Here is a 25,956-nt window from a genome sequence, read left to right as displayed (position 1 = left end):
ATTTATCGAACTTTGAGGTGTCCTAAAAAGGGGAAGCCTACAACTGCTTTAGAATTTTTATATGTGAAAACTTCGCTAAAATGGCCTTCGGTAACAACTAGTTTTCCAACGTTTTTAATGTGTTCTTGTATTAAGGCAGAACTTTCCCGAAGAACTATTTTTTCATCTTTTTTATCTTCGCAATATTTAAAAGCGAAGAGTATTGTTAGTGTTATGATGACTCCTAATAGAATTTTGCGCATTCCTAAAAATAGACAAAAAAACGGAAATTAGCTTAAAACACTTTTTTTTAAATTAAGTTGTTTTTTTTAGCCTTTTGTAAGGCTTCTATTTTATTGTGTACCTGAAGTTTGTTGTATATGTTTTCTATGTGTTTTCTAACAGTTCCTGTAGAGAGTATCAAATTCTGTGCTATGGCATTATAACTTAAGCCCTTACTTAATTGTTCCAAGACCTCGATTTCTCTTGCGGTTAGTTTGATGTCTTCCTGTTCCTGTTGGTTTTCTATGTTTAAAGGGTTTCGGAGAAGCTTTAACGTTTTTAATGCAATGGACGGATTCATGGCTGCACCTCCATTTAAGGTTTCCAAAATGCCATCGTGCAAATCCTGGGCATTGATCTCTTTTAGCAAATAACCGTCCGCTCCTGCCTTAATGGACTTGAAAATATTTTCGTCGTTATCAAAAACCGTGAGCATGATTGTTTTAATGTGAGGATATTTTTGTTTAACGATTTCTGTGGTTTCTATACCATTTAAAATTGGCATTTCTATATCCATTAAAATCAAATCTATGTTGTGGTTGTCTTCCAGTTTAACCAATAAATCGGAACCATTTAAGGCAGAAAATTTAAAATTTAAATCTTCAAAAAAGGAGAGTTTTTCCTTAACGGCATTTATAAGAAACGAATTGTCGTCTACTATGGCAATTTTAATATTCATGCGTTCTAATTTTTACTAAAATAACCATATAAATGATATAAAATAATACGAAGAATTACGTATTCCTTGTTTTATAGACCCTTATGGTTGTTCCATTGTTCAATTGAGATGTTATTTCAAACTCTGCTTCCAGTTCATGAGCGCGTTTTTTCATGTTGTTTATACCATTGCCAAATTCAATGTTATTGAGGTCGAAACCTATTCCGTTATCTGTAATTATTAGTTCGTAAACAGTATTCTTTGATGAAAAGTTGACATCAATTTGAGTGGCATTGGCATATTTTAATGCGTTGTTTATGGCTTCCTGAATAATCCTATAGATGTTCATACCTTGTACAGATGTGAACATTTTATGGTTTTTCAATTCTTTGTCCACGATAAAATTAAAGGTTACGGCATGGGATGATTTATTTGCTTTTTCTATAAAATTGGAAATCCTGGATTGTAAGTCCTCAAAACTAATTTCGCTTTTGTTCATGGCCCAAATGGTATCCCTAAGCTCATAAATGGTCGAAGAGGTAAACTCACTAATGTATTTAAGTTTGTCGTTTAGATTGTCTGGGAGTTTGAATCCATATTTTAAATTATCTAAAGACGAAATGATAAAAGTTAATTGCGCTCCAATATTATCATGTAAATCTCTACTTATTCTTAAACGTTGGTCTTGCAGTTTGTTTTGGGTTTCGATTTTAATTAGAGCTTCTTTTAACTCGGTTTCTTTTTTAAGTTGGTTGTGTTTTAATTTTTGTTGGTTGTACAATAAATAACCAAATAATGATAAAATAATAGCTAAAACAATTAGACTAATAATTTGATAGTTTTTGGTTTTTAAGTCTTGTTCTTTAATAGAAATTTGTGCTTGTTGCAACAAAATTTCTTTTTCTTTTTTTTCGGTTTCGTATTTAGTTTCTAACTCACTACTTAATTTAAGCGCGTTTTCTTGCTGGACAAGATCTTGATTTTTAATATATAAATTTGTGTAATATGCCACACTATCTGGTTTAGATTCGCTAGCATATACTGGTATAAGTTGCAAGTAAACTAATAAACTTTTATCTACTACTTTTTCATTAATAAACACGTTTAAACTTTCTAATAAAATAGGTTTCGCTTTATTAAACTCGCCTAAATTATTGTAAATACCAGCAAGGGTTAATTTAGAACTTGCCAATTCTGTTCCTAAATTACTTTTCTCTCTTATTTCAATAGATTTAAGAACATATTGTTTAGCTAGTTTATAATCTTTTTTGTCGCTATAAATAGTTCCTAAATTATTATATGCAGAACCTAAAGTTGGATATGCATTAACTTTTTCAGCTTCTTTTATTCCTTTCTTTAAGTAGTTTATGGCATTTGTAGTGTCTTTTTTAAATAAAAAAAGACTAGCCATGCTCACAAAGGAATTACTTAAATATTCTAACTGATTATTTTCCTGGAAAAATGTAATATTTTCATTTAAGTATTGTTCTGCTTTAGAATAATTCTTTAACGTCATATAAATGTTAGCAATATTACTTTTCAGGGAATTTGAAACAACCTTATTTCCAATATCATCGTAATACTTCAACGATTTTAAAAAATAAATCATGGAACTATCAAGGAGAGATTTCTTATAATAAATATTTCCTAATTTAGAATTTACAGCAGCAATTCCTGAAGAATCTTGAAGCTTATTTCTAATTTTTAAAGACTTTTTTAATAGATCTTCAGAGACATCGTAATCTCCTTTTAAATAATATACTGTAGCATAATCATTAAACGTTTGAGCTAAAAAAACAGAATCATTCATTTTTTCAGCTAAATTCATGGCCTTTTTTCCATAAACTAGAGCAGAATCTGTTGAAACAGAACAGTAATACCAAGTTAAATCTCCATAAATTTTAGCTTTTGTTGCTTCGTCTGGTTTTTTTGAAAGTTCAATTTTTAAACTATCAATAATTTTTACTGGGTTTTGTGAAAAGCCATGGAGATTAAAAAACAGGCTTATAAAAATGAGTAATAATTTCTTCATATAATTAATTGTAATACTCTTCTAATATACTCTTTTTTGTTAATAGCAGCTCTTTTGTAATTTCGAATAAGGCATCCATCAAAGATTTATTATAACGTTCCAAATAAGCATTTTTTTCCACATTCTGTTCTTGCATCAACCTGCTATCAACCAGCTTTTTATGCAACTTTAAGTAGTTTTCTTGAGCGTTTTTGGCCTGCCATTTGGTTGCCCTAATGGTTTTTAAGCTTAAAAGCAACAAGATACTTATAAGCAAGAACAGAACTAAAGAAAATAGAAAATTGAAATCCATAACCCAATGCTTTATTAAGATATTTAAAGCATGCTATTATTTACATTATAGACATAAAAAACATCAAACGCGATCCCTCAAAAGTAGATGTTGCCTGATGTTTGTTTATAAAATTGATTAATAGCACAATAAAAATACAATTTAATGATAGATACTATATAATTTTTCGATAAAACGATGTTTTAAAAAGATTAAGCGCAACAACCTACCTGTATTGCGCCTAATCGGGTTTAATCTCAACAACAAGATTTAATTGTCAAGACTTTAAGAAGTTGTACAAGCGTTTTTACTGTTGCTTATTCAAGTTAAAAGAACCTTCCGTAACGTTTTTGGTCGTTCCATCATTACTGTTTTTACAAGTAAAATTGAAAGTCCCTTTAATATTGGTATCAGTTTCTTCCGAAATTTTAATTTCACCAACCACTCCAGAATCTTGGAAAGGCGCATTCCATGTTTGCGTAGCCATTGGATCACTAATATTAGGCTCTATATAAGAAGCAGAGCGAAATACATTATCATCACTTAACTGATAAGTACCTACACCATCATAACCATTAATAATCATATTAATAGCTTGAGATTGTGTGTTCCCTTGCATGACCAATGTGGTTTGCCCTCCACCAGTTGTGGTATTTGCAAAAGAAGTCATTTCTAAAGAAGTAAAAGAGCTTCCGTTAATCTTGGCTGTAATAGTACCTGCAGCAGCTCCTCCACCACCCCCATCTCCTCCATCATCATCGTTGGAGCAAGAAGAAAAAGTCATTAGCGAAAAACACATTAATAGTAATACGGCATGTTTTAAAGTTCTCATTGTTGAAATATTTTTGAGGTTAATAATATTCCAAAATTGCAAATTAACGGCTTGGCAATCAATACGAAGAATTACGTATTTTTAAAACAAGGTATGGATACTTGACAAAATAGGTTGGAGAGTTTAAAACAAAATATGTGGGAATCGCAATTGCAGCCTGTCTATTCTCTCTGATAATTTTTGAAGAAACAATTGATGTGCTTCGGAATTTGGATTGAATGGTTTGTGCTGAAGCCCTTTTTGGATAGTCTCAACTTCGTCCATGGTTTTAAACGCGTTGTTTGAAATCCAAACGTCTTTAAATATTTCCCAAATATAATTAATGGCTGTTTGATTGGGATGAACCATGTCTTCTGCATAAAAACGATAATCCCGAAGTTCATCCATCATAAGTTCGTAAGCTGGGAAATAAAAAGTTTGCTGATTGCAGATTGTTGGGTTGCCCGAAAGTCTCATTTCGGTAAGGACAGGTTGTCGACTTAAAAATTCATGTATGGCTGAAATTAAATGTGCCTTACTTTGTGTGTTTTCCACAAACCCATCTTTTAAATGTCTTACTGGAGACACTGTAAAAACTATGGTTGCTTTTTTATTCACACTTTTAATTAAACTTACAATAGCTTGAAGGGATTGCAAAATGTCGTCTACTGAAAGTAATTCCTTTAAAAACCTCTTTTGTGGAACTTTATGGCAATTGGCCACAATGGCATCTGTATCTATAAACCTATAGACCCAAGCAGTTCCTAGAGTAAGAATTATATGTGTTGTATCTTTTATTTGATGATTTGCAGCTTGAATTTGCTGGTTTAAACCATTCAACAAATCGTTTTTGGATGTGGAACTTAATTTGGAATGCGCCTCAAAACAATGCCATTGTTCGTTTTGAAAAAAGAGATCCTCTTCAATATACACTTTTTCATTAATGGCATTGGTTATTAAGTTTTCTATGGCTAAAGGGTGAAACAAAATACCAAACGGATTTTGAAGGGTTTTAAATTTAAAATACTCTAATTTCGACCCTATATTCTCAACAAAACACGATCCAATTAAAAATAGCTTAGATTGATAATCTATTTGATTATGTGGTTGCTTTTTTACTTGGATTTTTGTTTGAAGATTCATTAATGTATTTTATAAGACCACTTGTTACACAAAGATTCACAGAGACTTTTTTTTTAAAAAGTCTCTGTGAATCTCTTAGGTTTTGCCCTGCGTTTTTCTGGACAAAAACTACGAATATTATTTTATATAGTTCTCACTGGCTTTTAAAGCTTCATCAATACCTTCTGGATGTTTCCCTCCTGCTGTTGCAAAGAAAGGCTGTCCTCCTCCACCTCCTTGGATATATTTTCCCAATTCCCTAACTATTTGTCCTGCATTCAATCCTTTTTCTGAAACCAATTCTTTGGAAATGTAACAGGATAATAAGGCTTTACCATCGTTTTCGGCACCAAATATCAAGAACAAATTAGAATACTGGCTTCCCATTTCAAAACAAACATCTTTTATTCCAGCAGCATCCAAGTCCAATTTCTTTGCTAAAAATAGAATGCCATTCTTTTCAGTCAATTCTGCTTTAAGATCACTTTTTATGTTTTTTGCCTTGTCTTTAAGCAAACTTTCAATTTGCTTCTTTAAATCGGCATTTTCTGCTTGAAGGCTCTCTAAAGCTTTTATAGGTTCTTTAGGATTGTTCAGCAGGCTTTTTATATCTGTAAATGCTTTATTGGCATCTTCAAAATAGTCTTTAACAGCATCGTTTGTTATGGCTTCTATCCTTCGGATTCCTGCAGCCACAGCTCCTTCAGAAACAATTTTAAAATACCAAATATCGCCTGTGTTCTTTACGTGTGTTCCGCCACAAAGCTCCATGGATTGCCCAAAACGAATGGCACGAACCGTATCGCCATATTTTTCACCAAAAAGAGCTATGGCACCTTCTTCCAAAGCTTGTTCCATAGGAATATTACGTTTTTCCTGTAGAGGTAGTTTTCCTGCAATCCTGGCATTTACAAAACTTTCCACATCCCGTAATTCTTCAGAAGTTAGCTTAGAGAAATGTGAAAAATCAAAACGCAAGTATTTTGAATGCACTGCTGAGCCTTTTTGCTCTACATGGTCTCCTAAAATTTCCCTTAAAGCTTGATGCAACAAGTGTGTTGCCGTATGGTTGCACTCTGTCCTGTAACGTTGTTTGGCATCTACCGTTGCCGTAAATGTTTCTTCTAGATGTTTAGGCAGGTTTTTAGCAAAATGAATAATAACATTATTCTCTTTTTTGGTGTCTAAGATATAAACTATGTCTCCATGAGCATCTTCCAAATAACCTTTGTCACCTACTTGCCCTCCTCCTTCCGGATAAAAAGGTGTTAAATTGAAAACCAACTGATACATGGCGCCATCTTTTTTGGATATCACCTTTCTGTATCGTGTAATTTTTACTTTAGTTTCCAACATATCATAACCAACAAATTCCTGAACGGCATCTTCTTTTAAAATGGTCCAGTCTTCGGTACTCATTTCACTGGCTGCACGAGAACGGTCTTTTTGTTTTTTCATTTCTGCATGAAAACCAGCTTCATCCAATTTCAAGCCTTTTTCACGAAGAATTAAAGCCGTTAAATCTATAGGAAAACCAAAGGTGTCGTATAATTCGAATGCTTTTTCTCCAGATATCACATCCGATGTTTCATCTTCTACAATTCTGTTTAGCAGTACCAACCCTTGATCCAAGGTTCTTAAAAACGATTGTTCTTCTTCCCTAATAACATTCTCTATCAATTGTTTTTGAGCTTTAAGTTCAGGAAAGGCTTCTCCCATTTTCTGGCTTAACACCTCTACCAATCTATAAATAAATGGCTCTTTCTGTTCCAAAAATGTAAAACTGTAACGAATGGCACGACGTAAAATCCGTCTGATCACATAACCTGCTCCTGTGTTGCTTGGCAATTGGCCATCTGCAACTGAAAATGCTACTGCACGAACGTGATCTGAAATAACACGAATGGCAATGTTAATTTTTTCTTGTTCGGACAAATCTTTATTTGTTGCGGACAAATTATTATTTGTAACGGACAAGTCGCGACTTGTCCCTACGGGAAGGTATTGTTTATTGGAAATGGTTTCAATTTCCCTGATAATTGGTGTAAAAACATCTGTATCGTAATTACTTTGAACGCCTTGCAACACCATGCACAAGCGCTCAAAGCCCATTCCAGTGTCTATATGTTTGTTTGGCAGCACTTCCAGGGAACCGTTTGCTTTTCGGTTGTATTGCATAAACACCAAATTCCATATTTCCACCACTTGAGGATGGTCTTTATTTATTAAAGTTTTTCCATCCACTTTGGCTTTTTCTTCAGTAGAACGAATATCCACGTGGATTTCGCTACAAGGTCCACAAGGCCCTTGGTCTCCCATTTCCCAGAAATTGTCTTTTTTATTGCCCATCAAAATTCGGTCTTCTGGGACAAACTGTTTCCACAAATCGAAGGCTTCTTGATCCATAGACAGGATATCGCCGTCATTGCTTCCCTCAAAAACAGTTACATAGAGAATGTCTTTATCTATTTTATAAACTTCTGTTAGAAGTTCCCAAGCCCAAGCAATGGCCTCTTTTTTAAAATAATCGCCAAAGCTCCAGTTTCCTAGCATTTCAAAAAGTGTGTGGTGGTACGTATCGTAACCCACTTCTTCCAAGTCGTTGTGTTTTCCAGACACACGTAAGCATTTTTGAGTATCTGCAATACGGTTGTTTTTTGGCTTGGCATTTCCTAAAAAATATTCCTTAAAAGGTGCCATTCCAGAATTCACAAACATAAGTGTAGGATCATCTTTTAAAACCATTGGTGCAGATGGTACAATACTGTGTTTTTTCTCTTTAAAAAAACTTAAAAATTTTGAACGTACTTCTTGAGACTTCATCTAGTTAATTTGAATGCTTGTTTTGTTAAATTTTATATAAAAACGACGCGTTTTTTACAATTTCTCTACAAATCTATTTTAAATTTCGGATTGAGAGACCCTACTTTCTTATTTTATCGTTTAGTTTTTACTAAATTTACAATGAAAATATTTTGTAGGTTTGTTCGTTTTGGAATTCAATAGATACATAAACACCTATAAATTCCATGCAAAAATAGCATAAATTAGATAATGAGTAAGGTAAAATATTATTATGATCCAGATACGCTTTCCTATAGAAAAATAGAGCGTAAAAAAAGAAGAACGGTTAAATACATTTCGTTGTTTTTGTTGGCATCTGCTTTATTTGCTTTTTTATTTGTTTTTATTGCCAGTCAGTACATAGAATCGCCTCGTGAGAAAGGGCTAAGGCACGAACTTCAAAATGCCCAATTGCAACTGGAGTTGCTGAATAAAAAAATGGACGAAACAGAAGTTGTTTTAGCCAATATTGCAGAAAGGGACAACAATATCTACAGATTGTATTTTGAAGCCAACCCAATTCCCGAGGAGCAAAGAAAAGCCGGTTTTGGCGGTATTAATAGATATAAAGATTTAGAAGGCTTTGACAATTCCAAATTAATAATAGAAACCCATAAACGTTTGGACCAAATCCAAAAACAGATAGTAGTGCAATCCAAATCCTTGGATGAGATCACCAAGTTAGCTGAAGAAAAAGAAAAATTACTAACAGCCATTCCTGCCATACAACCCGTAAACAATGAGGATTTAACCAGAATGGCTTCTGGCTACGGAATTAGAACAGATCCATTTACCAAAGTAAGAAAAATGCATTGGGGAATGGATTTTACGGCACCTCGTGGCACACCTGTTTATGCTTCTGGTGATGGCGTGGTAGAGCGTGCAGATAATGGTGCTGCTGGTTATGGCAACCATGTAAGAATTAATCATGGCTATGGCTATGTTAGCCTGTATGCACATTTATACAAATACAACGTTAGAAAAAACCAAAAAGTAAAACGAGGAGATATTATTGGGTTTGTTGGCAGTACAGGTCGATCTGAAGCACCACACTTACATTACGAAATTTTTAAAGACGATCAGCGCATCAATCCTATCAACTTCTACTATGGCAGTTTATCTGCTGAAGAGTTCAATAAATTGTTGGAGCACGCATCGTTAGAAAACCAATCTTTAGATTAATGCACATAGATTTACCCGAAAAACGATATTACAGTATTGGCGAAGTAGCCAAAGCTTTTGATGTAAATACATCTTTAATCCGTTTTTGGGAGAAAGAATTCGATGTGTTGAAACCCAAAAAAAACGCCAAAGGGAATAGAAAATTCACTCCAGAAGACATAAAAAACCTAAAATTCATTTTTCATTTGGTAAAAGAAAGAGGATTTACCTTGGAAGGTGCCAAAACACATCTAAAAGAAGAAAAGAAAAAACCTCTGGAAACCTTCGAAATTATCAGTAAATTAGAAGCTATTAAAGCACAACTTATTAAAATTAAAAATCAGTTGTAACAATTAGATCACTTTTACAACTAATAAAGCAAACACTAACACTTAAATACTTTATCATGAAAAAATGGATAATTCCTGTAATTATTATTGCCGTAATTGGTTTTGGCATTTATAATTGGGCTGTTGGATTTAATAATACAGCTATTGAACTTAATGAAAACGTAAGCGAAGCTTGGGGAAATGTACAAACCTCTTACCAACGTAGAAACGATTTAATTGGTAATTTGGTAAACACAGTTAAAGGAGCAGCAGATTTTGAAAAAAGCACACTTGAGGCGGTTATAAAAGCCAGAAGTGAAGCCACCAAAACTACTATTGACCCTTCTAACATTACTACTGAACAATTACAAGAATTCAATCAGGCCCAAGGTGGATTAAGCAGTGCTTTATCCAGATTATTGGTTACAGTTGAAAGATATCCAGAATTAAAGGCCAACCAGAATTTCTTGAAACTTCAAGACGAATTAACCAGTACCGAAAACACCATTCAAACTGCCAGAACCCGTTATAACGAAGCTATCAAACCTTATAACAACCATGTGAAAAAATTCCCTAATTCCATATTGGCTGGTATGTTTGATTTTGAAGGAAAACCTTATTTTGATGCTGAAGCTGGCGCTGAAAAACCAGTTGATGTAGAATTTGATTTTAATTAAACTTTGTAAATTTGAAATACTACCAAAACAAAATGTAATGGCAGTATTTTAACACACCAAAATAGTTATGGTGCTGTTGAGATATTTAATATAGCCCAATAACTTGATAACCCTTGAGGCCAAAACAATTATAAAACAAAAGTAATTGCAATTAAATTATAGGGCTTCAACCCTAAATTTAACTATAGAAAAAATGTCTAAAATAGAAGATTTTTTAACTGCCGAAGAAGAACAAGAAATTGTTCATGCCATTCGAATGGCCGAAAAAAACACCTCTGGAGAAATTAGGGTGCATATTGAAAAATCTTCTAAAATAGACGTTTTTAATCGCGCCATGGAAATATTTCATTTTTTAAAAATGGATAACACCAAAGAACAAAATGGCGTATTGATTTATGTTGCCGTGGAAGACAAAACCTTTGTTATATATGGCGACAAAGGCATTAACGATGTGGTTGGAAAAAACTTCTGGAACGATACCAAAGACGCCATACAGGCACAATTTAAATCGGGCCATTTTAAACAAGGTTTGGTTGATGGTATTTTAAAAGCCGGTAAAGCCTTGGAGACGTATTTTCCTTGGCATCATGCAGACACAAACGAATTACCCAACGACATATCTAAAGGAAAATAATGAAACAGAAACCAATACGCTTAGTTATCATGTTGTTTTTGGGTTTGTGTCTTACTCAAAACGTGTGGTCACAATTCGATATACCCAAGACTCCCAAAGAACAAACCAGTGTTTACGATTACGCGTCTTTATTGTCTGCTTCAGAAAAAAGCAGTCTGGAACAAAAACTCATAAAATATTCCGACACCACTTCCACACAGATTGTAGTAGCCATTATCCCAACAACCAAAGGAGAGAACATTGGTCTTTTGTCGGCCAAATGGGCTCACGAATGGGGAATAGGCCAAGCCAAAGAAGATAATGGTGTTTTTATATTATTGGCTAGAGACGACAGAAAAATATGGATTTCTCCGGGTTATGGCGTGGAACACAAATTAACTGCTGGTATTGTTGGGGAACTTACAAGAAACGTGATTATTCCCGAATTTAAAAGAGGTGATTATTACAGTGGCTTGGATAAAGGAACCGAAGCCATTTTTGAAGTTTTAATGGGCGAATACCAAGGCTCCAGAAAATCTTCCAATAATTCAGGCTTCCCCTTTGGAGTCATCTTTTTCATGTTCATTGTGTTTATCATCATTTTAATTTCTATTTCCAAAAACAGACGTGGTGGCTCTGGAGGCTCTGGAGGCAGGAAATCTGGAGGTTTCAGTATCCTGGACGCCATAATTTTGAGCAATATGGGAAGAGGTAGCTATGGTGGCTCTTCTGGTGGCTTTGGCGGCTCTTCTGGTGGTGGGTTTTCTGGAGGTGGCTTTGGTGGAGGTTTTGGAGGTGGAGGCTTCTCTGGTGGTGGCGCAGGAGGTAGTTGGTAAACTGCAAGCTGCAATGTTCTGTACCAGTTTTTAATGCGGGAAATTAAAACTCAAATTGAACCCCTTTAATCAAAAATGAACATTCCATCGTCTTGTGTTTCTCCTTTTTTACCCAAACTATTAAATTTCCAGCTAAAACTAAGCATAAAATAACGTTGCAAAACAGTACTTTGAGAATCTTGAATGTAATTTTGTGTAGCTGTTCTTCTAGCGTTGGTGTTTTGGTTCAATAAATCGTAGGCCTTTAAAGTAAGAATTGCTTTGTCTTTCATAAAGGAATAGGCTAAGGTACTGTTCCAAAACCAGGCACTTTGTTGAAAACTGCTTGATATGCTGGGATCGTAATTATATTCTATATCATTTCGCCATTCAAAATTTTTAGGTAGGTACCATACAGTCCTTACTCTTAATTGATGAAACAAAAACTGGGTATCCTCAAAAGTGTCCAAATTGTACTTATTATTAGTGAACCTAACACTGTATCTTGGCCTGATTTCAAAAATATCTTTCCATTCAAAAGTAAAATCCAATTCTGGAGTAAAGGAATTTACATGGCTGGCATATTGCACACCATTGTTAAAATTAATATTTTTATAGATGTTGGTATAAACCCCAAAACCAACCTTAACAGACCTTAAACTATCCAGTTTTATGCTTTTACTATAATCTACACCTCCATAAGCATTGTAGTTCCCGTTTACATTCTCGTATGTGGTTATTCTCTCTAGATCTTCTGTTACAATGGATTTTGAAACAACTTTATTATCTGTAAAAGCACCACCAAAATAACCATAAAAACCCGTTTTCTTCTGAAAATCGAAAGCATTGAATCCTGCATAAAAACTATGACTTGTTTCAGGTTCCAGGTTAGGGTTTCCCACAATGGTATTCAATGGATCTGATACGTCTGCAAAGGCTTGCAACTGTTGTAATTCTGGTGGATTGTTCTGTAGATAATAATTGAGGTAAACAGATGCTTTATCACTTAACTTGTAATTCATATAAGAGTTAAGTTGCATGTTTTTAAACGTTCTTTCTATATTAAATTCAGGTCTTAACAAATCTTTGTTGCCCAATGTCCTAAACAAGTAGGAGCTTGCTATTCTTGCTGAAAACACTTCGGTTTTATAGCTTAAAGCAATTCCTGGAGCACTAGTCTCATCAGTATAATCAAAATCGGTACTCAAGGTTTGGTTAAAAATGGTATAATATCCTTCTGCATCTTTATCAAATGTGCTTTTGGTATCATCTGTTTTGGTATTTGAATAATCATAATCAAAATTCACAAATAACTTTTTATCAATAATGGGCAATCTGTAACTTACATTGGACCTAAGGGTTTTGGTATCTCCATTTCCATCTGTAAATTGATCGCGACTGGTTTGGTCTATTAAAACATAATCCGGGTTGTTTGGGTTGTTAACATCTTCACCATATACATTTGTTAGCGATGTCAAGTAATCGTTAGATTCCCTTGAGTTTACCCTTACATCAACTCCAGCTTTTATATAAGCTCCTTTACTTCCAAATTTTTTAGTGACGTTCAGCTTATTGGTGAAATTGGTTGCAACATTTTCAATCTGTGAATTTGTATGCGACTCGTTGGTTAAGACTTTAGAGTTGTTTAAAGACGCTTCATAACCTGTATAGGTATTTTGGCTTTTGGAATAACGAAAGGATGGATCCACATTAATCAATAAAGTAGAATCTATTTCTATATCGAAACCTATATTGGCGCTATGGCTGCCACTATCGTTATAACTATTGGATGTAGAATTGGTATAATAACGGGAATCTGGTAAAATATTTTCCCGTTGGGTGGCTGTTTGATTTTCTGAATTGCTGCCAGAGTAAAAATAATCGGCTGAGATATCTGTTTTTTCACCAATGACATCGGCATAATTGGCTCCTGCATTTTGAGATTTTGTTATACCTGCTCCACCACCAAACGTTCTACCATCTATGGTAAAGGTGCCATTACTGGAAACAGACATACTGTTGATATTCCCGAACATTTTTCGAATTTCCCCAAAACTGAATCCTGGCGAATTAATATTGTTACCACCTGCTAAAACACTCACACGTTGGTCGTTGTTAAAGTAATTGAGCATGCCTGCAAATTCATAACGCTGGTCTGTACCCCCTCCAGCAGCTACTCGTCCAAAAACCCCTTTATTCTTTTCTTCACTAATGGTTAGGTTTATGGTTTTTTCTTCACCATCTGTAACTTCTCCAGTAAAGGCTTCAGATTTTGTTTTGCTGTCCACAATTTGGACCTTATCTATAATTTCCTTGGTTAAATTTTTCGTGGTAATGGTTGGGTCGTCTCCAAAAAAAGGTTTGCCATTTACCAGTATTTTAGTCACTTCTTTTCCGTTGACTTTTATTTTTCCGGCTTCATCCACCTCAACACCTGGAAGCTCTTTCAGTAAATCCTCAACAGTTGCATCCTTTTTTGTTTTAAAGGATTTTACATTAAATTCCAAGGTGTCTTTTTTAATGGTAATTGGTGCTTGAGATGTAATAAGCACTTCGTTTAAAGCACTTGAATTCACTTCCAATTCCAAGGTATTTAAATGAATGAAGCTTTGGTTTAATGTAACTTTTTTTAAATAGGTCCTGTAACCAACATAAGACACGTACAAGTTAACCGTTGTATCGCTTAAATTATCTTTTAAAAAGAATTTACCATTTTTATCTGTAATGGTATATGTAACAACTGTACTGTCTTTTATGCGTTCTAAATGTACGGTTGCAGACTCAAGTGGCGTTTTATCATCGGCCGAAACCACAGTTCCTGAAATTTCAAAGGTATTGGATTGGGAAAAAGAAACAGTGAAGCATAACAAAGCAATGAAAAATAAAAAGTACTTCATGGTTTTTTTGATTGATAGCTTAAAAAAGAACTCAACTGGAGTTCAACAATAAAAAACGAATGTACTTAGTTTTTCGTATGAATTTTCTTAAGAAAAATATAAATTTTACTTCTTACGCATATACACACTCACCGGAACCCCTTTAAAATCAAAATGTTCGCGAAGTTTGTTTTCAAGAAAGCGTTTGTAAGGCTCCCTTACATATTGAGGTAAATTACAGAAAAATGCGAATTGTGGCTGCGGTGTTGGCAATTGCATGATGTATTTAATTTTCACAAACTTTCCTTTATATGCTGGTGGTGGATTGTGTTCAATAATTGGCAACAACACCTCATTCAAAACACTGGTTTTAATTTTTTTGGTTCGGTTGTTATATACTTCAACAGCTGTTTCAATAGCTTTAAAAATACGTTGTTTGTTCAATACAGAAATAAAAACTATAGGTACATCGGTAAATGGCTCGATCTCCTTTCTTATTATCTTTTCATATTGATTGGTGGATTTGTTGTCTTTTTCAACCAAATCCCATTTGTTCACCAATATTACTATACCTTTCCTGTTGCGTTCTGCCAACCAAAAAATATTCTGTACTTGACCATCAAAACCCCGAGTTGCGTCCATGACCAACAAACATACATCACAATGCTCAATGGCACGAACACTGCGCATAACCGAATAAAATTCCAGATCGTCTTTGACCTTGGATTTTCGTCTTATTCCAGCAGTATCCACCAAATTGAATTCAAAACCAAAACGGTTGTATTTGGTATCTATGGAATCTCTTGTTGTGCCAGCAATGTCTGTAACTATATACCTATCTTCACCAATAAGTGCGTTTATAAACGATGATTTTCCTGCATTGGGTCTTCCAACTACAGCAAATCTTGGCAATTCGTCTTCTTCAACATGTTCTTTTTCCGGTAAAGCCTCTACAAGGGCATCCAGTAAGTCTCCTGTGCCACTACCATTGATACTGGCAATGGTAAAGTAGTCTCCCAAGCCTAAAGAATAAAACTCTACGGCATCTTCTGCTCTTTTGGCATTGTCTACTTTGTTCACCACCAAAAACACGGGTTTTTTAACTTTTCTAAGTAAAGTGGCCACATCTTCGTCCATTCCAGTAACACCAGACTCTACATCTACCATAAAAATAATGGCATCGGCTTCATCTATTGCCAGCTCCACTTGTTTGTCTATTTCTGCTTCAAAAACATCATCGCTACCTTTTACGTAACCACCTGTATCAATCAAAGAAAACTCTACGCCATTCCAATCGCTTTTTCCGTAATGTCTATCTCTGGTAACACCACTTACGGCATCAACAATAGCCTCTCTTCTTTTAATTAAACGGTTAAAAAAAGTCGATTTCCCTACATTGGGTCTTCCCACTATGGCAACTATGTTACTCATTTTAAATAAATTTTGGTGCAAATATAATGATATGCTTATGATTTCGTTGTATTTTGTGTCACTCAAAAAAATATATTTAATTATGAAAAACAACATTGCTGCCATAATTTTTTCCTTAGCGATAGTCATTTCTGCTTTTTTGTTAGGCAATGCCTTTATGAACAGAAATCAAACCGAAGGCACCATTTCTGTAACTGGCTTGGGGAAAGCCGATTTTACTTCGGATTTGATTGTGTGGGAAGGTTCTTTTTCCAAAGAGAGCTTTAACCTTCAACAAGCGTATAGCGACCTTGAAAAAGACAAAAAAATAATTTCGGACTATTTACTTTCCAAAGGGATAACCGAAAAAGAATTGGTTTTCAATGCTGTTAACAGTAGAAAAAACACACGTGGCAAGTACAATAACGACGGACAATATGTAGGTGAAGAATTTTTAGGGTATATTTTAACTCAATCGTTACAAATAGATTCCAAAGATGTAGAAAAAGTAGAATCTGTTTCGAGGGAAATTACCGAACTATTAAATAAAGGCATTCAATTTTATTCACAATCGCCTAGATATTATTACACCAAATTGGCCGATTTAAAGATTGAAATGATTTCCAAAGCTACTGCAGATGCCAAACACAGGGCAGACATGATTGCTGAAAATTCTGGTGGTAAATTGGGGGAATTAATTTCTGCCAAAATGGGCATTTTTCAAATAACCGGACAGAATTCTGACGAAGATTATTCTTGGGGAGGCACCTTTAACACGGAATCGAAAGAAAAAACAGCCTCCATTACCATGAAACTGGATTATAAAGTGAAATAATTTTTGAAATTATATGTCTAACTCCTCTACTCTAAACGAAGTGGTTTTAAGGCCACGTTTTAAATTTGAAAAAAACCAAAACAATGAATATTTATTAGGTTTATTTGATAAAGCCAAAAAAGAACAAGACAATTTTATAGTTTCCAGAATAGACAATCATTTGTTTTTGAAATTACCCAAAAACAAACAACATTTTTGGTCGCCACAACTACATTTAGAAATTGATGAAATTGATGAAAACTCTAGCACCATTCGTGGGTTGTTTGGTCCCAACCCAACAGTCTGGACCATGTTTATGTTTTTTCATTTTATAGTGGCTGGACTATTTATTGGGTTTGGAGTTTGGGCTTATACCAATTGGGCCTTAAAAACAAGTTATGCACTGCAAATAAGCTTGATGTTTTTTATGGTACTTATATGGATAGCGTTGTATGTAATTGGGCAAATGGGCAAAAAAGCTGGCATGGAGGAGATGCATTTACTGCATGGATTTATGCGAGATACCCTAAGAAGCGCTTAATTTGAGTCTTAAAACCCTGTACGTACAACTCGCTTACTGACAAGCCGAGACTTGACTCTACAGATTATGAAAGCGCCTAATTATACCCAAATCGTTTTAATTGTTTTTGATCGTTACGCCAGTTTTTATTCACTTTAACGTACAGTTCCAAATGCACTTGTTTACCAAAGAATTTTTCCAGGTCTTTTCTGGCTTCCATACCTACCCGTTTTAAAGCTGCTCCTTTATGTCCTATAATGATGCCTTTTTGGGTTTCACGCTCCACCATAATTACAGAACGCATCCTAATGATGTTTTCTTCTTCAAAAAACTCTTCAGTATCAATTTCCACAGCGTATGGAATTTCTTTTTTGTAATGCAACAATATTTTTTCTCGAATGGTTTCATTTACAAAAAACCGTTCTGGTTTGTCTGTAAGCTGATCTTTAGGATAAAAAGGTGGCGATTCTGGAAGCAATTCTACAATACGGTTAAACACCTCTTGCACTTGAAAACCTTCCAGTGCTGAAATGGCATAAATTTCCGCATTTGGCACTTTGGCTGCCCAACTTTGCACTTGTTCTTCTAGCTGTTCTTGGTTTGATTTATCAATTTTATTCAGCAGTAATAATACGGGGATTTTGGAATTGGTAATCTTATTAAAAAAAGCTTCGTCTTTCAGCTCTTTTTCACCAATTTCCACCATGTAAATTAGCACATCGGCATCATCAAAAGCAGATTTTACAAAATCCATCATGGACTCCTGTAATTGATAAGCTGGTTTGATGATTCCAGGAGTGTCACTCAATATCATTTGAAAATCCTCCCCATTCACTATTCCTAAAATCCTATGACGTGTGGTTTGTGCTTTAGAAGTAATAATGGACAACTTTTCACCAACAAACGCATTCATTAATGTGGATTTCCCAACATTTGGATTTCCTATAATATTTACAAAACCTGCTTTGTGCATCTTAAACATTTAATATGCAAAGATAGTTTTAAAATTTTTAAACGTAACAATCCCATTTCTAGTTAAAAAAACCTTGACGATTTTATTCCTTTTTACTTTTTTCATGTTTGGTAACTTTTTAATGTATTAAACATTATGTAGGTTTTTTTTAATACTTTCGTAGTATAAGTTCAACCCTATTATAAAGAACCGTTTTTAAGTGATAAACAAATTGTTTTTTGCCTTTTTCATTACAGCATGCATCTGTTTCATGCCTACTATTTGTTATTCACAAGACACCCAAACAGACACAACTGACACTGCTGATGTTACCCCTTTTAGAAAAGGCAGATGGCTTACGGGATTAACAGGTTCCATAGGCTCAGGATCTTTTGAAAACACAAAAACAGATAATAAATCCATAAGTAATTGGTACAGAGTTGAAATTGGTACAGGAAAATTTATAATAGACCGTTTAAATCTTGGTATTTCGGCCAATATGGAACGAAGGAATGAAGAAAATGAAAGCGAGGAAAATACTTCCGAGATTTTCTTTATAGGTCCAAAAGGCACTTACTTTCTTTCCCCAAGCAGCATTGGCTCTGTGTTTTTCAGTTTATCCCCTGGCTATGTTTTATACAGGGAAACCATTGGTGGATTGGATGAAGAAGTGTATGTTGAAAACGTAAATAAAGGTGGTGGTTTTGGGTTTCTTTCAACCTTTGGTTTTTCGTATGTTATACAAGATCGCGTATCTTTTGAACTTGGCCTTAACTATAATGTTTATTGGTTGAATTTAACGCAGGAAAACAATATCAATGAGAGTACAAACCAAAACTCTTTTGAGCTTAGCAACCTTTCCTTCTCTTTTGGATTTAAAATATTGTTGGACACGAAACCTCTTTAATGAAAAAACTATTTTTCTTTATATTGATATGTATCTTTTTTATTCCTGATGGATTTGGTCAGCAAAAAGACGATGTGATCAAGTCCGACACCATTAATAAAAATAAAAAATTTCAATTTGTAGCCATACCCATAATTTTTTACACTCCAGAAACAAGCTTTGGTTTTGGAGCTGGAGCACAAGTATTTCTATTAAAACAAAAGAACATATACAACGATAGGGTATCCAATATTTTTGTAGATTTTATAATGACATCCAATAAACAATTTATTATTGATGTGATCCCACAAATTTATTTTGGCAAAGGCGATTATTTTCTTGACATGAATTTTAAATGGAAAATATTTCCAAACAATTTTTGGGGAATTGGCAATGACACACCCAATAGCAATGAGGAATCTTACGATATGACCTCACAAATATTAAAGGTCAGTTTTTTAAAACGATTGCCTCCAGCCCTTAATTTTGGTTTTGAGTACATTTATGAAAACCATGATGTAACCAAAGTTGTTGATGGAGGTCTTTTAAGCCAAGGAGACATTACGGGTAGTGATGGAGCTGTTATTAGCGGGTTTGGAGTGATTTTTAATTTAGATTCCAGGGACAATGTGGGTTCACCTCTTTCTGGGCATTTGCTTAAAATGAATGCCCAATTTTCCAGTGAACTTTTTGGAGCTACGGAAAATTACAACAAATTTATTGCAGACTTACGCACTTACCAAAAAATAGGAGAACATAGCATAGTTGCTTTACAATTGTATTACGAAGGGAATTACGGAAATCCTCCATTCCAGGGATTGGCCTGGTATGGTGGTGGCAATAGAGCTCGTGGCTACTATCAAGGAAGGTATATAGACAAAAGTCTGTACCTGTTCCAAGCAGAATACCGATATCGTTTTAAACCTCGTTGGGCTTTGGCTGGATTTGGGCTTATGGGTAAAGTAGCAAACAATCAAAAACAACTTTTAAGCCTAAACGATTTAAAACCAAGTGCTGGAGGAGGCATTAGATTTAAACTTTTAAAAACCCAGGACACTTGGGTTCGACTGGATGCAGGAATAGGTATTGATGGTAGCAATGGGGTTTACTTTGGGATTAATGAAGCATTTTAAAGCTTCAACCTACTTTCTTGGCAAAACATATTTCTAATTTTGTTCAGAAAATCACACAATATTTTCCCTAAGCAGCAAATAAATTCTCCATGTAATCTTAGCATTTTTAAGAATATATCACCCAATCCTGTTTTCGAATTCCCAATTCTATTTATATCAGCCTATTGGCAGACAGGTTTGAAAATTAGTTGCTTATATACACAACGAAATGATAAAATTAAGATAGAATTAATTAGCTTAAAATCAAAAAGGTTGTGTTAAAGCGTTCAACAAAGTTATTTATCAGGCAAACAACATTAAAAATCTTATACATCATTCAGACAGAGGAATACTATAGCGTATACATCCAAACACTTAAAAAAATAACATCTAAATTAGTATTACAGAAGATAATCATTATGCAAACCTAAAAAACGGCAGGCAGGAACGCTATGGCTGAACTCATAAACGTAATATTAAAGTAGGTTATCTCAATTTACCGATAGTTATCGGGATTGTCAACTTTACTCACGTCAAAAAGGCTTCAAAAAGTCACTATTAATTTATTCTATGAAATAAGATTACATTTATCTTTAGACTTTATACTTTCTAATATGGTATACCTGCCCGTCAGGCAGACGGGTTTAAAAAACAGTGTAAATCAATGATTAACCCATTGCCACATTTTAAGGGTAGGACTGCTTTTTATGCTCTTTTTACTGATGAGAGATCTACTTTATATGGAATTAAGATTTCGGTAAGAAAAATAGACATACCAACGCTTACTTAAATCACCGTTGGCAGAGTAGATTTTGGGGGTTGAATAATTTTTTTTCAAGGTTAAATCGTATTCACTTTCGTATTCATTTTGTAATTCTTGCGCAAGATAATCAAAAATCGTATGCATAAAAAAACGGTTTAGCGAAAGCCAAACCGTTGTTTTTGAAGTGATTCTAATTTAGTAGCGGGAACTGGACTCGAACCAGTGACCTTCGGGTTATGAGCCCGACGAGCTACCTACTGCTCTATCCCGCGATTTGATTCCAAAATAATTTTAAGCTCTTAACTTATCGGTTCATAATGCCGATTCAATCATTTTTGGAATGCAAATATACAATGCTTTTTAGATATAACAAGAACATTTTAAAGAAATTTACTGTTCTAAACTTTTGGCATGAAACTCCATCAGTTCCGTATCCTGAAATTTAAGGCTAATTTGTATGGGGTTGCAACAAACTTCACAATCTTCCACATAGTCTTGCTGTGATTGGGAGGTATCCAAAAGCATCGATATGGTTTCCCAACAATATGGGCATTGAAAAAAACATTCTTGCATACTTAAAGATATAAAAAAAGACCATCTGTGCAGATGGTCTTTTTTTATTTTTTTAATCAATTAATTAATATTTAATCGTTATCGGTTATGACGGTTTTAGAATCAAATTCAAAAGCGCCTATAGGCATGCTACCTTCACCATCTACAACACTTACATATTCTCTTTCAAAGTTATTGTCGCTTACCATAAACGTGCTTAGATTGGATAAATTGGTAACTTGATAAGGTACTGTCCCTGTTAATTCGTTACTGGCAAGAACCAATTCCTTTAAGTTAGTTAATTGGCCTATTTCTGAAGGGATTTCACCAACTAATTTATTATCAATTAAACTTAAAATTTCCAATCTGTTCAATTCTTTAATTTCTACCGGAATGGTTCCTGTTAGAAAATTACTGCCCAACATTAGCTCTTTTAAGTTTTTTAAATTTCCAATGCTCGCTGGGATTTCACCTGTAAAACTGTTACTGTATAACTTTACAACCCTTAATCCTTTTAAATCACCAATTTCTGAAGGTATCTGTCCTTCAAATTTGTTCATGAACAACTCCAGTGAAAGTAAACTCTTTAAATTTCCAATGGTTGCTGGCAACTCACCTTCCAATTGATTGAACCCAAGGTTCATTTTTCTTAAGTTCACTAAATTTCCAATTTCTTGTGGTAAGTTTCCTTGAAGATTATTGAAGTGTAAATTAATTTCAACTACTTTATTGTCTTGAACAGTTACACCATACCAATTTTCAATAGGTTCGTTTAAATTCCAAGTGTGATTCCACTTTTCGCCATTGGTAGAATTGTAAAGGGCCAATAAGGCTTCTTTCTCACTTTGAGCGACTTCCGAAAAGGAAAATGTGGTTATAAAAAAACAAAGTATGATAAGTGTATAAGTCTTCATATGTCTTCGATTTGGGATTAATCTCTAACAATATTAGACGTTTTATGGATAAGAAACAAATTTATTCGACGAAATGCACAATTGAATAAAATAGTTAGGGACTTAAAATCAAACCATTATAAATTTTCAATGGCTTCTTGTACTCTTTCCCAATCTTCCATCAAGGTCTCCAATTCTTGTTTTTTAGACTGATAACCGTCAAAGAATTTAGGGTTGGAAACAGCTTCATCGTAGTTGGTAGCCAATTCCACATCCATTTCCTTTATTTGTTTTTCCAGTTGCTGGATCTTAGCTTCCAGATTACTCAACTTGTTGTTTAAAGACTTTATTTTTTTCTGGTCTTCATAGGTTTGTTTATTACTTTCCTTGGGGATTTCTTTTACAACATCCCTTTTTTCAACTTCACGCAAATTTTCAACGTTACGTTGTTCTAAATAAAAATCTATATCTCCTAAATATTCCTTTATTTTATGGTCCTTAAACTCATATACTTTATTCGTTAAACCTTGAAGAAAGTCCCTATCGTGAGAAACCAGAATCAAAGTGCCTTCAAACTTTTTAAGGGCTTCTTTTAACACGTTTTTGGACTTTATATCCAAATGGTTTGTAGGCTCATCCATAACCAACACGTTTAGGGGTTGCAACAATAATTTTGCCAATGCCAAACGGTTTCTTTCGCCTCCAGAAAGCACACGGACATATTTATCAACTTCTTCTCCCCTGAACAAAAAAGAACCTAAAATATCCCTTACTTTACTTCTGTTGGTTTCGTTGGCAGCATCAATCATGGTATCCAGAACCGTTTTATTGCCATCTAAATATTCTGCCTGGTTTTGGGCAAAATACGCTATTTGCACATTATGGCCCAGCTTAAGCGTTCCTTGATGTTTTATTTCGCCTACAATGATTTTGGCCAAAGTTGATTTTCCTTGACCGTTTTGTCCTACAAAAGCAATTTTGGAATCACGTTCAACCGTAAGATTGATGTTCTTTAAAACTTGAACCTCATCGTATTTTTTTGAAATATCATGCGCTTCTATCACTATTTTACCAGGTACAATTGAAACAGGAAAGTTTAATTTCATTACTGCATGATCATCTTCATCCACTTCAATTCTATCAATTCTATCCAGTTTTTTTATTAAGGATTGAGCCATAGTGGCCTTTGAAGCTTTGGCACGAAACTTTTCTATAAGTTTTTCTGTATGCTCTATTTGTTTTTGTTGGTTTTTTTGGGTTGCAAGCTGTTGTTCTTTAATTTCTTGACGCAATACCAAGAATTTTGAATAAGGTTTGTTGTAATCGTATATTCTACCTAAGGATATTTCAATGGTACGATTTGTTACGTTATCTAAAAACATTTTATCGTGAGATACAATAACCACAGCTCCTGGATAGTTTTTTAAAAAACCTTCCAACCAAATAATGGATTCTATATCCAGGTGGTTTGTTGGTTCGTCCAGCAATAAAATGTCGTTATTTTGAAGCAGGAGCTTAGCCAGCTCAATTCGCATACGCCATCCACCAGAGAAGGTATCTGTAAGTTTTTCAAAATCACTTCGTTTAAACCCCAAACCTTGTAAAATCTTTTCGGTTTCTCCTTGATAGTTGTAACCTCCCAAAATTTCATATTGATGTTGGATTTCGTTTAAATCCACCATTAATTGATGATATCCATCACTTTCATAGTCTGTACGTTTTACCAATTGTTCATTGATGTCCTCTATTTTGGCTTCAAGCGTTTTTATATCCTTAAAGGCTTCGTAAGATTCTTCTAAAACGGTTCTTCCCAGTTCAAAATCGATATCCTGCTTTAAAAAACCAATGCTTAAATTTTTATCTGCTGCTATTTGTCCAGAGTCCGGTTCTAGTTCTTTAGCAAGAATTTTAAGCATGGTAGATTTACCTGCGCCATTTTTTCCTATTAAACCTATTCTATCTCCAGGACTTAATTTAAAGGTTATGTCTTCGAATAAATATTCCCCTTGAAAAGAAATAGAAAGATTATGGATGTTCAGCATTTTTGTGACTATTGTTACAGAGATTTCTTAAATAAAGTTATAGCTTTGTGATAAGCTACAAAGCGCAAAAGTAATAGTTTTAACAATGATAAAAAAAGGTAATAAACTTTATAGCATATTTACAGGTGCTTGTCCTAAATGCCACCAAGAATCCATGTATTCCAACAAAAATCCTTATATGTTGAAAGATGTTCTAAAAATCAATGATTCCTGTTCCCATTGTGGTACCAAATACCGAATTGAACCTTCCTTTTTTTATGGTTCCATGTACGTTAGTTATGCTGTTGGGATTGCCTTTGCAGTTGCAGCATTTGTAATTAGCTATTTGTTCCTGGGCAGTGGTTTAATGACTGCTTTTATTGCCATTGTTGGTACTTTGATTGTTTTTTATCCTGTTATTATGCGCCTTTCCAGAAACATCTGGATAAACTTATTTATGCATTATGACAAATCTTTGGTAAAACCTAAAACCGATTGATATTGATCTCATCTTCCAGAACTTCATGTTGTTCTATAAAGTTAAAAAGCTGTTTGGCAACATAAGGGCCAATCATTACGCCTCTGGTGCCCAAGCCATTTAATATATAAAGGTTGTTGTGTTCTGGATGCCTTCCCACCAAGGGTCTTCGGTCTTTAACTGTAGGTCTTATTCCTGCCACTTGGTCAACCACTTCAAAATTGCAATTTAAAAAGGTTTTAAGCTTGTTTAGAAGCTCTTCCCTGCCTTCTTTGGTAACAGCATTGGTTTTGTCTTTCCAATTATATGTTGCCCCAACATGATACAAATCTTCTCCCAATGGCAATATAAACACACTGGATTTTAAAATATAATCTATTTTTAATGCTGGCGCATAAATGGTTAAAAGTTCTCCTTTAGACTCCTTTAAAGGCAAATAATTAAAAAACGGATTGTGTTCCAAACCAAAACCTTCGGCAAATACTATTTGAGACGCCCATACATCTTGATAGGAAACATCAGTTTCTTGAATGTTTAATTGATGGTACTGAAAGGTTTCTTCAAAAAGCAGGTTGTTCTCCAACAAGAACTTTTTATAGGCTGTTATCAAGGAAGATGTATCAATTCTACCTGTGTCCAACACTTCGCCAAAACCATATTCGGCCTTGATGTTTGGGTTGCTATTCTTAATTATTTTAGGTGAAAGATATTTTGTTAACAATGGGTTATCAGAAGCTGCAAACCAATTGTTTTGTTCTTCCATTGAAGCAAAACGTCTGTAAACAGGCACTTTGTAATCTATTGATATTTGAAGTTTATTTTCTATATGCTGATACATGGGCAAAGCCAATTGTAATTGCTCATTGCTTTTCCAAACAGATGTAAAACGTTTTAAAACCACTGGATTATATAAACCTCCAGCCACTACAGACGATTGTTGCGATGTATCATCAAAAACCACAAAGCTTTTGTTGGCAGCCATTAATTGTTCCATAAAGGCTATTCCAGCCAAACCACATCCAACAATGATATAATCTACTTGTTTCATTTGGGCAAATGTAAGTTAAATTTGATATTCCTCCTTA

The 25,956-nt window shown here is 34.3% G+C and carries 24 protein-coding genes and 1 tRNA gene; 11 read left to right on the top strand and 14 right to left on the bottom strand.

Annotated features, from left to right (window positions below):
* A partial coding sequence (locus D778_RS14750; protein WP_238307564.1) for a hypothetical protein occupies positions 1-273 on the top strand: 273 nt, incomplete at its 5' end.
* Between the two features lie 16 nt (positions 274-289).
* Here the strand turns inward: D778_RS14750 and D778_RS04700 are convergent.
* The 6 genes from D778_RS04700 to alaS form a co-directional block, all read right to left on the bottom strand.
* Entirely contained in the window at positions 290-940 is a 651-nt protein-coding gene (locus tag D778_RS04700) for a response regulator (RefSeq protein WP_007648165.1), read from the bottom strand.
* A 55-nt stretch (positions 941-995) separates the two neighbouring features.
* Complete coding sequence (locus D778_RS04695; RefSeq protein ID WP_007648163.1) at positions 996-2,951, bottom strand: ATP-binding protein; 1,956 nt, start codon at positions 2,949-2,951, stop codon at positions 996-998.
* Positions 2,952-2,955: 4 nt separating this feature from the next.
* A complete protein-coding gene (locus D778_RS04690; protein ID WP_007648160.1) occupies positions 2,956-3,243 on the bottom strand; it encodes a hypothetical protein in 288 nt (95 codons plus the stop codon).
* Between the two features lie 286 nt (positions 3,244-3,529).
* Positions 3,530-4,054 (bottom strand): DUF6252 domain-containing protein, encoded by a 525-nt coding sequence (locus tag D778_RS04685; RefSeq protein WP_007648158.1) that lies wholly within the window; start codon positions 4,052-4,054, stop codon positions 3,530-3,532.
* Between the two features lie 123 nt (positions 4,055-4,177).
* On the bottom strand, positions 4,178-5,176 hold the full coding sequence (locus D778_RS04680) for a GSCFA domain-containing protein (protein WP_007648156.1): 999 nt from the start codon (positions 5,174-5,176) through the stop codon (positions 4,178-4,180).
* A gap of 117 nt (positions 5,177-5,293) precedes the next feature.
* Positions 5,294-7,978: an alanine--tRNA ligase gene (alaS, locus tag D778_RS04675; protein WP_007648154.1), complete on the bottom strand. Its 2,685-nt coding sequence runs from the start codon at positions 7,976-7,978 to the stop codon at positions 5,294-5,296.
* A 231-nt stretch (positions 7,979-8,209) separates the two neighbouring features.
* Here alaS and D778_RS04670 point away from each other — a divergent pair, with 231 nt between their 5' ends.
* The 5 genes from D778_RS04670 to D778_RS04650 all read left to right on the top strand — a co-directional run bounded on the left by D778_RS04670 (position 8,210) and on the right by D778_RS04650 (position 11,615).
* Positions 8,210-9,181 carry a M23 family metallopeptidase gene (locus D778_RS04670; protein WP_007648152.1) on the top strand — a complete coding sequence of 324 codons (972 nt, stop codon included), beginning with the start codon at positions 8,210-8,212 and terminating at the stop codon, positions 9,179-9,181.
* A complete protein-coding gene (locus tag D778_RS04665) occupies positions 9,181-9,510 on the top strand; it encodes a MerR family transcriptional regulator (protein ID WP_007648151.1) in 330 nt (109 codons plus the stop codon). Before D778_RS04670 ends, D778_RS04665 begins: the two co-directional genes overlap by 1 nt.
* Before the next feature lie 56 nt (positions 9,511-9,566).
* Entirely contained in the window at positions 9,567-10,166 is a 600-nt protein-coding gene (locus tag D778_RS04660; protein WP_007648150.1) for a LemA family protein, read from the top strand.
* 193 nt (positions 10,167-10,359) lie between these two features.
* On the top strand, positions 10,360-10,800 hold the full coding sequence (locus D778_RS04655; protein ID WP_040491470.1) for a TPM domain-containing protein: 441 nt from the start codon (positions 10,360-10,362) through the stop codon (positions 10,798-10,800).
* Between the two features lie 29 nt (positions 10,801-10,829).
* The gene (locus D778_RS04650) at positions 10,830-11,615 is read left to right on the top strand and encodes a TPM domain-containing protein (protein ID WP_007648148.1); all 786 of its coding nucleotides are present in this window, start codon (positions 10,830-10,832) and stop codon (positions 11,613-11,615) included.
* A gap of 65 nt (positions 11,616-11,680) precedes the next feature.
* Here D778_RS04650 and D778_RS04645 read toward each other — a convergent pair whose 3' ends face one another.
* Positions 11,681-14,491 (bottom strand): TonB-dependent receptor, encoded by a 2,811-nt coding sequence (locus D778_RS04645; RefSeq protein ID WP_007648147.1) that lies wholly within the window; start codon positions 14,489-14,491, stop codon positions 11,681-11,683.
* Positions 14,492-14,596: 105 nt separating this feature from the next.
* Positions 14,597-15,901 (bottom strand): ribosome biogenesis GTPase Der, encoded by a 1,305-nt coding sequence (gene der / locus D778_RS04640; protein ID WP_007648146.1) that lies wholly within the window; start codon positions 15,899-15,901, stop codon positions 14,597-14,599.
* An 82-nt stretch (positions 15,902-15,983) separates the two neighbouring features.
* Between der and D778_RS04635 the strand changes: the two genes are divergently transcribed.
* Together D778_RS04635 and D778_RS04630 are read left to right on the top strand one after the other, a co-directional pair.
* Positions 15,984-16,715 (top strand): SIMPL domain-containing protein, encoded by a 732-nt coding sequence (locus D778_RS04635; protein WP_007648145.1) that lies wholly within the window; start codon positions 15,984-15,986, stop codon positions 16,713-16,715.
* 13 nt (positions 16,716-16,728) lie between these two features.
* Positions 16,729-17,235 carry a hypothetical protein gene (locus tag D778_RS04630; protein WP_007648143.1) on the top strand — a complete coding sequence of 169 codons (507 nt, stop codon included), beginning with the start codon at positions 16,729-16,731 and terminating at the stop codon, positions 17,233-17,235.
* 76 nt (positions 17,236-17,311) lie between these two features.
* Here the strand turns inward: D778_RS04630 and era are convergent, their stop codons facing one another.
* Positions 17,312-18,187: a GTPase Era gene (gene era, locus D778_RS04625; RefSeq protein ID WP_007648141.1), complete on the bottom strand. Its 876-nt coding sequence runs from the start codon at positions 18,185-18,187 to the stop codon at positions 17,312-17,314.
* A gap of 250 nt (positions 18,188-18,437) precedes the next feature.
* On the opposite strand from era, the gene D778_RS04620 reads away from it, so the two are divergent.
* Positions 18,438-19,073, top strand: coding sequence for a hypothetical protein (locus D778_RS04620; RefSeq protein WP_007648139.1), 636 nt, complete (start codon positions 18,438-18,440; stop codon positions 19,071-19,073).
* The gene (locus D778_RS04615) at positions 19,073-20,185 is read left to right on the top strand and encodes a BamA/TamA family outer membrane protein (protein ID WP_007648137.1); all 1,113 of its coding nucleotides are present in this window, start codon (positions 19,073-19,075) and stop codon (positions 20,183-20,185) included. Before D778_RS04620 ends, D778_RS04615 begins: the two co-directional genes overlap by 1 nt.
* 941 nt (positions 20,186-21,126) lie before the next feature.
* Here D778_RS04615 and D778_RS04610 read toward each other — a convergent pair.
* The 4 genes from D778_RS04610 to D778_RS04595 all read right to left on the bottom strand — a co-directional run bounded on the left by D778_RS04610 (position 21,127) and on the right by D778_RS04595 (position 24,414).
* A tRNA-Met gene (locus tag D778_RS04610) sits at positions 21,127-21,199 on the bottom strand.
* A 118-nt stretch (positions 21,200-21,317) separates the two neighbouring features.
* Positions 21,318-21,500 (bottom strand): CPXCG motif-containing cysteine-rich protein, encoded by a 183-nt coding sequence (locus D778_RS04605; protein ID WP_040491371.1) that lies wholly within the window; start codon positions 21,498-21,500, stop codon positions 21,318-21,320.
* A gap of 71 nt (positions 21,501-21,571) precedes the next feature.
* Complete coding sequence (locus D778_RS04600; protein WP_007648133.1) at positions 21,572-22,393, bottom strand: leucine-rich repeat domain-containing protein; 822 nt, start codon at positions 22,391-22,393, stop codon at positions 21,572-21,574.
* A 116-nt stretch (positions 22,394-22,509) separates the two neighbouring features.
* On the bottom strand, positions 22,510-24,414 hold the full coding sequence (locus D778_RS04595; protein WP_007648130.1) for an ABC-F family ATP-binding cassette domain-containing protein: 1,905 nt from the start codon (positions 24,412-24,414) through the stop codon (positions 22,510-22,512).
* Between the two features lie 85 nt (positions 24,415-24,499).
* Between D778_RS04595 and D778_RS04590 the strand changes: the two genes are divergently transcribed.
* Positions 24,500-24,892 carry a DUF983 domain-containing protein gene (locus D778_RS04590; RefSeq protein ID WP_040491370.1) on the top strand — a complete coding sequence of 131 codons (393 nt, stop codon included), beginning with the start codon at positions 24,500-24,502 and terminating at the stop codon, positions 24,890-24,892.
* Here the strand turns inward: D778_RS04590 and D778_RS04585 are convergent.
* Positions 24,879-25,919 carry an NAD(P)/FAD-dependent oxidoreductase gene (locus D778_RS04585; RefSeq protein ID WP_007648127.1) on the bottom strand — a complete coding sequence of 347 codons (1,041 nt, stop codon included), beginning with the start codon at positions 25,917-25,919 and terminating at the stop codon, positions 24,879-24,881. The genes D778_RS04590 and D778_RS04585 overlap by 14 nt on opposite strands.
* Positions 25,920-25,956: the final 37 nt, after the last annotated feature.

It is taken from the genome of Xanthomarina gelatinilytica, assembly GCF_000348685.1.
Taxonomy (GTDB): domain Bacteria; phylum Bacteroidota; class Bacteroidia; order Flavobacteriales; family Flavobacteriaceae; genus Xanthomarina; species Xanthomarina gelatinilytica.
Note: the sequence above shows the minus strand (reverse complement) of the source record. Positions and strands in the feature narration are given on the sequence as shown.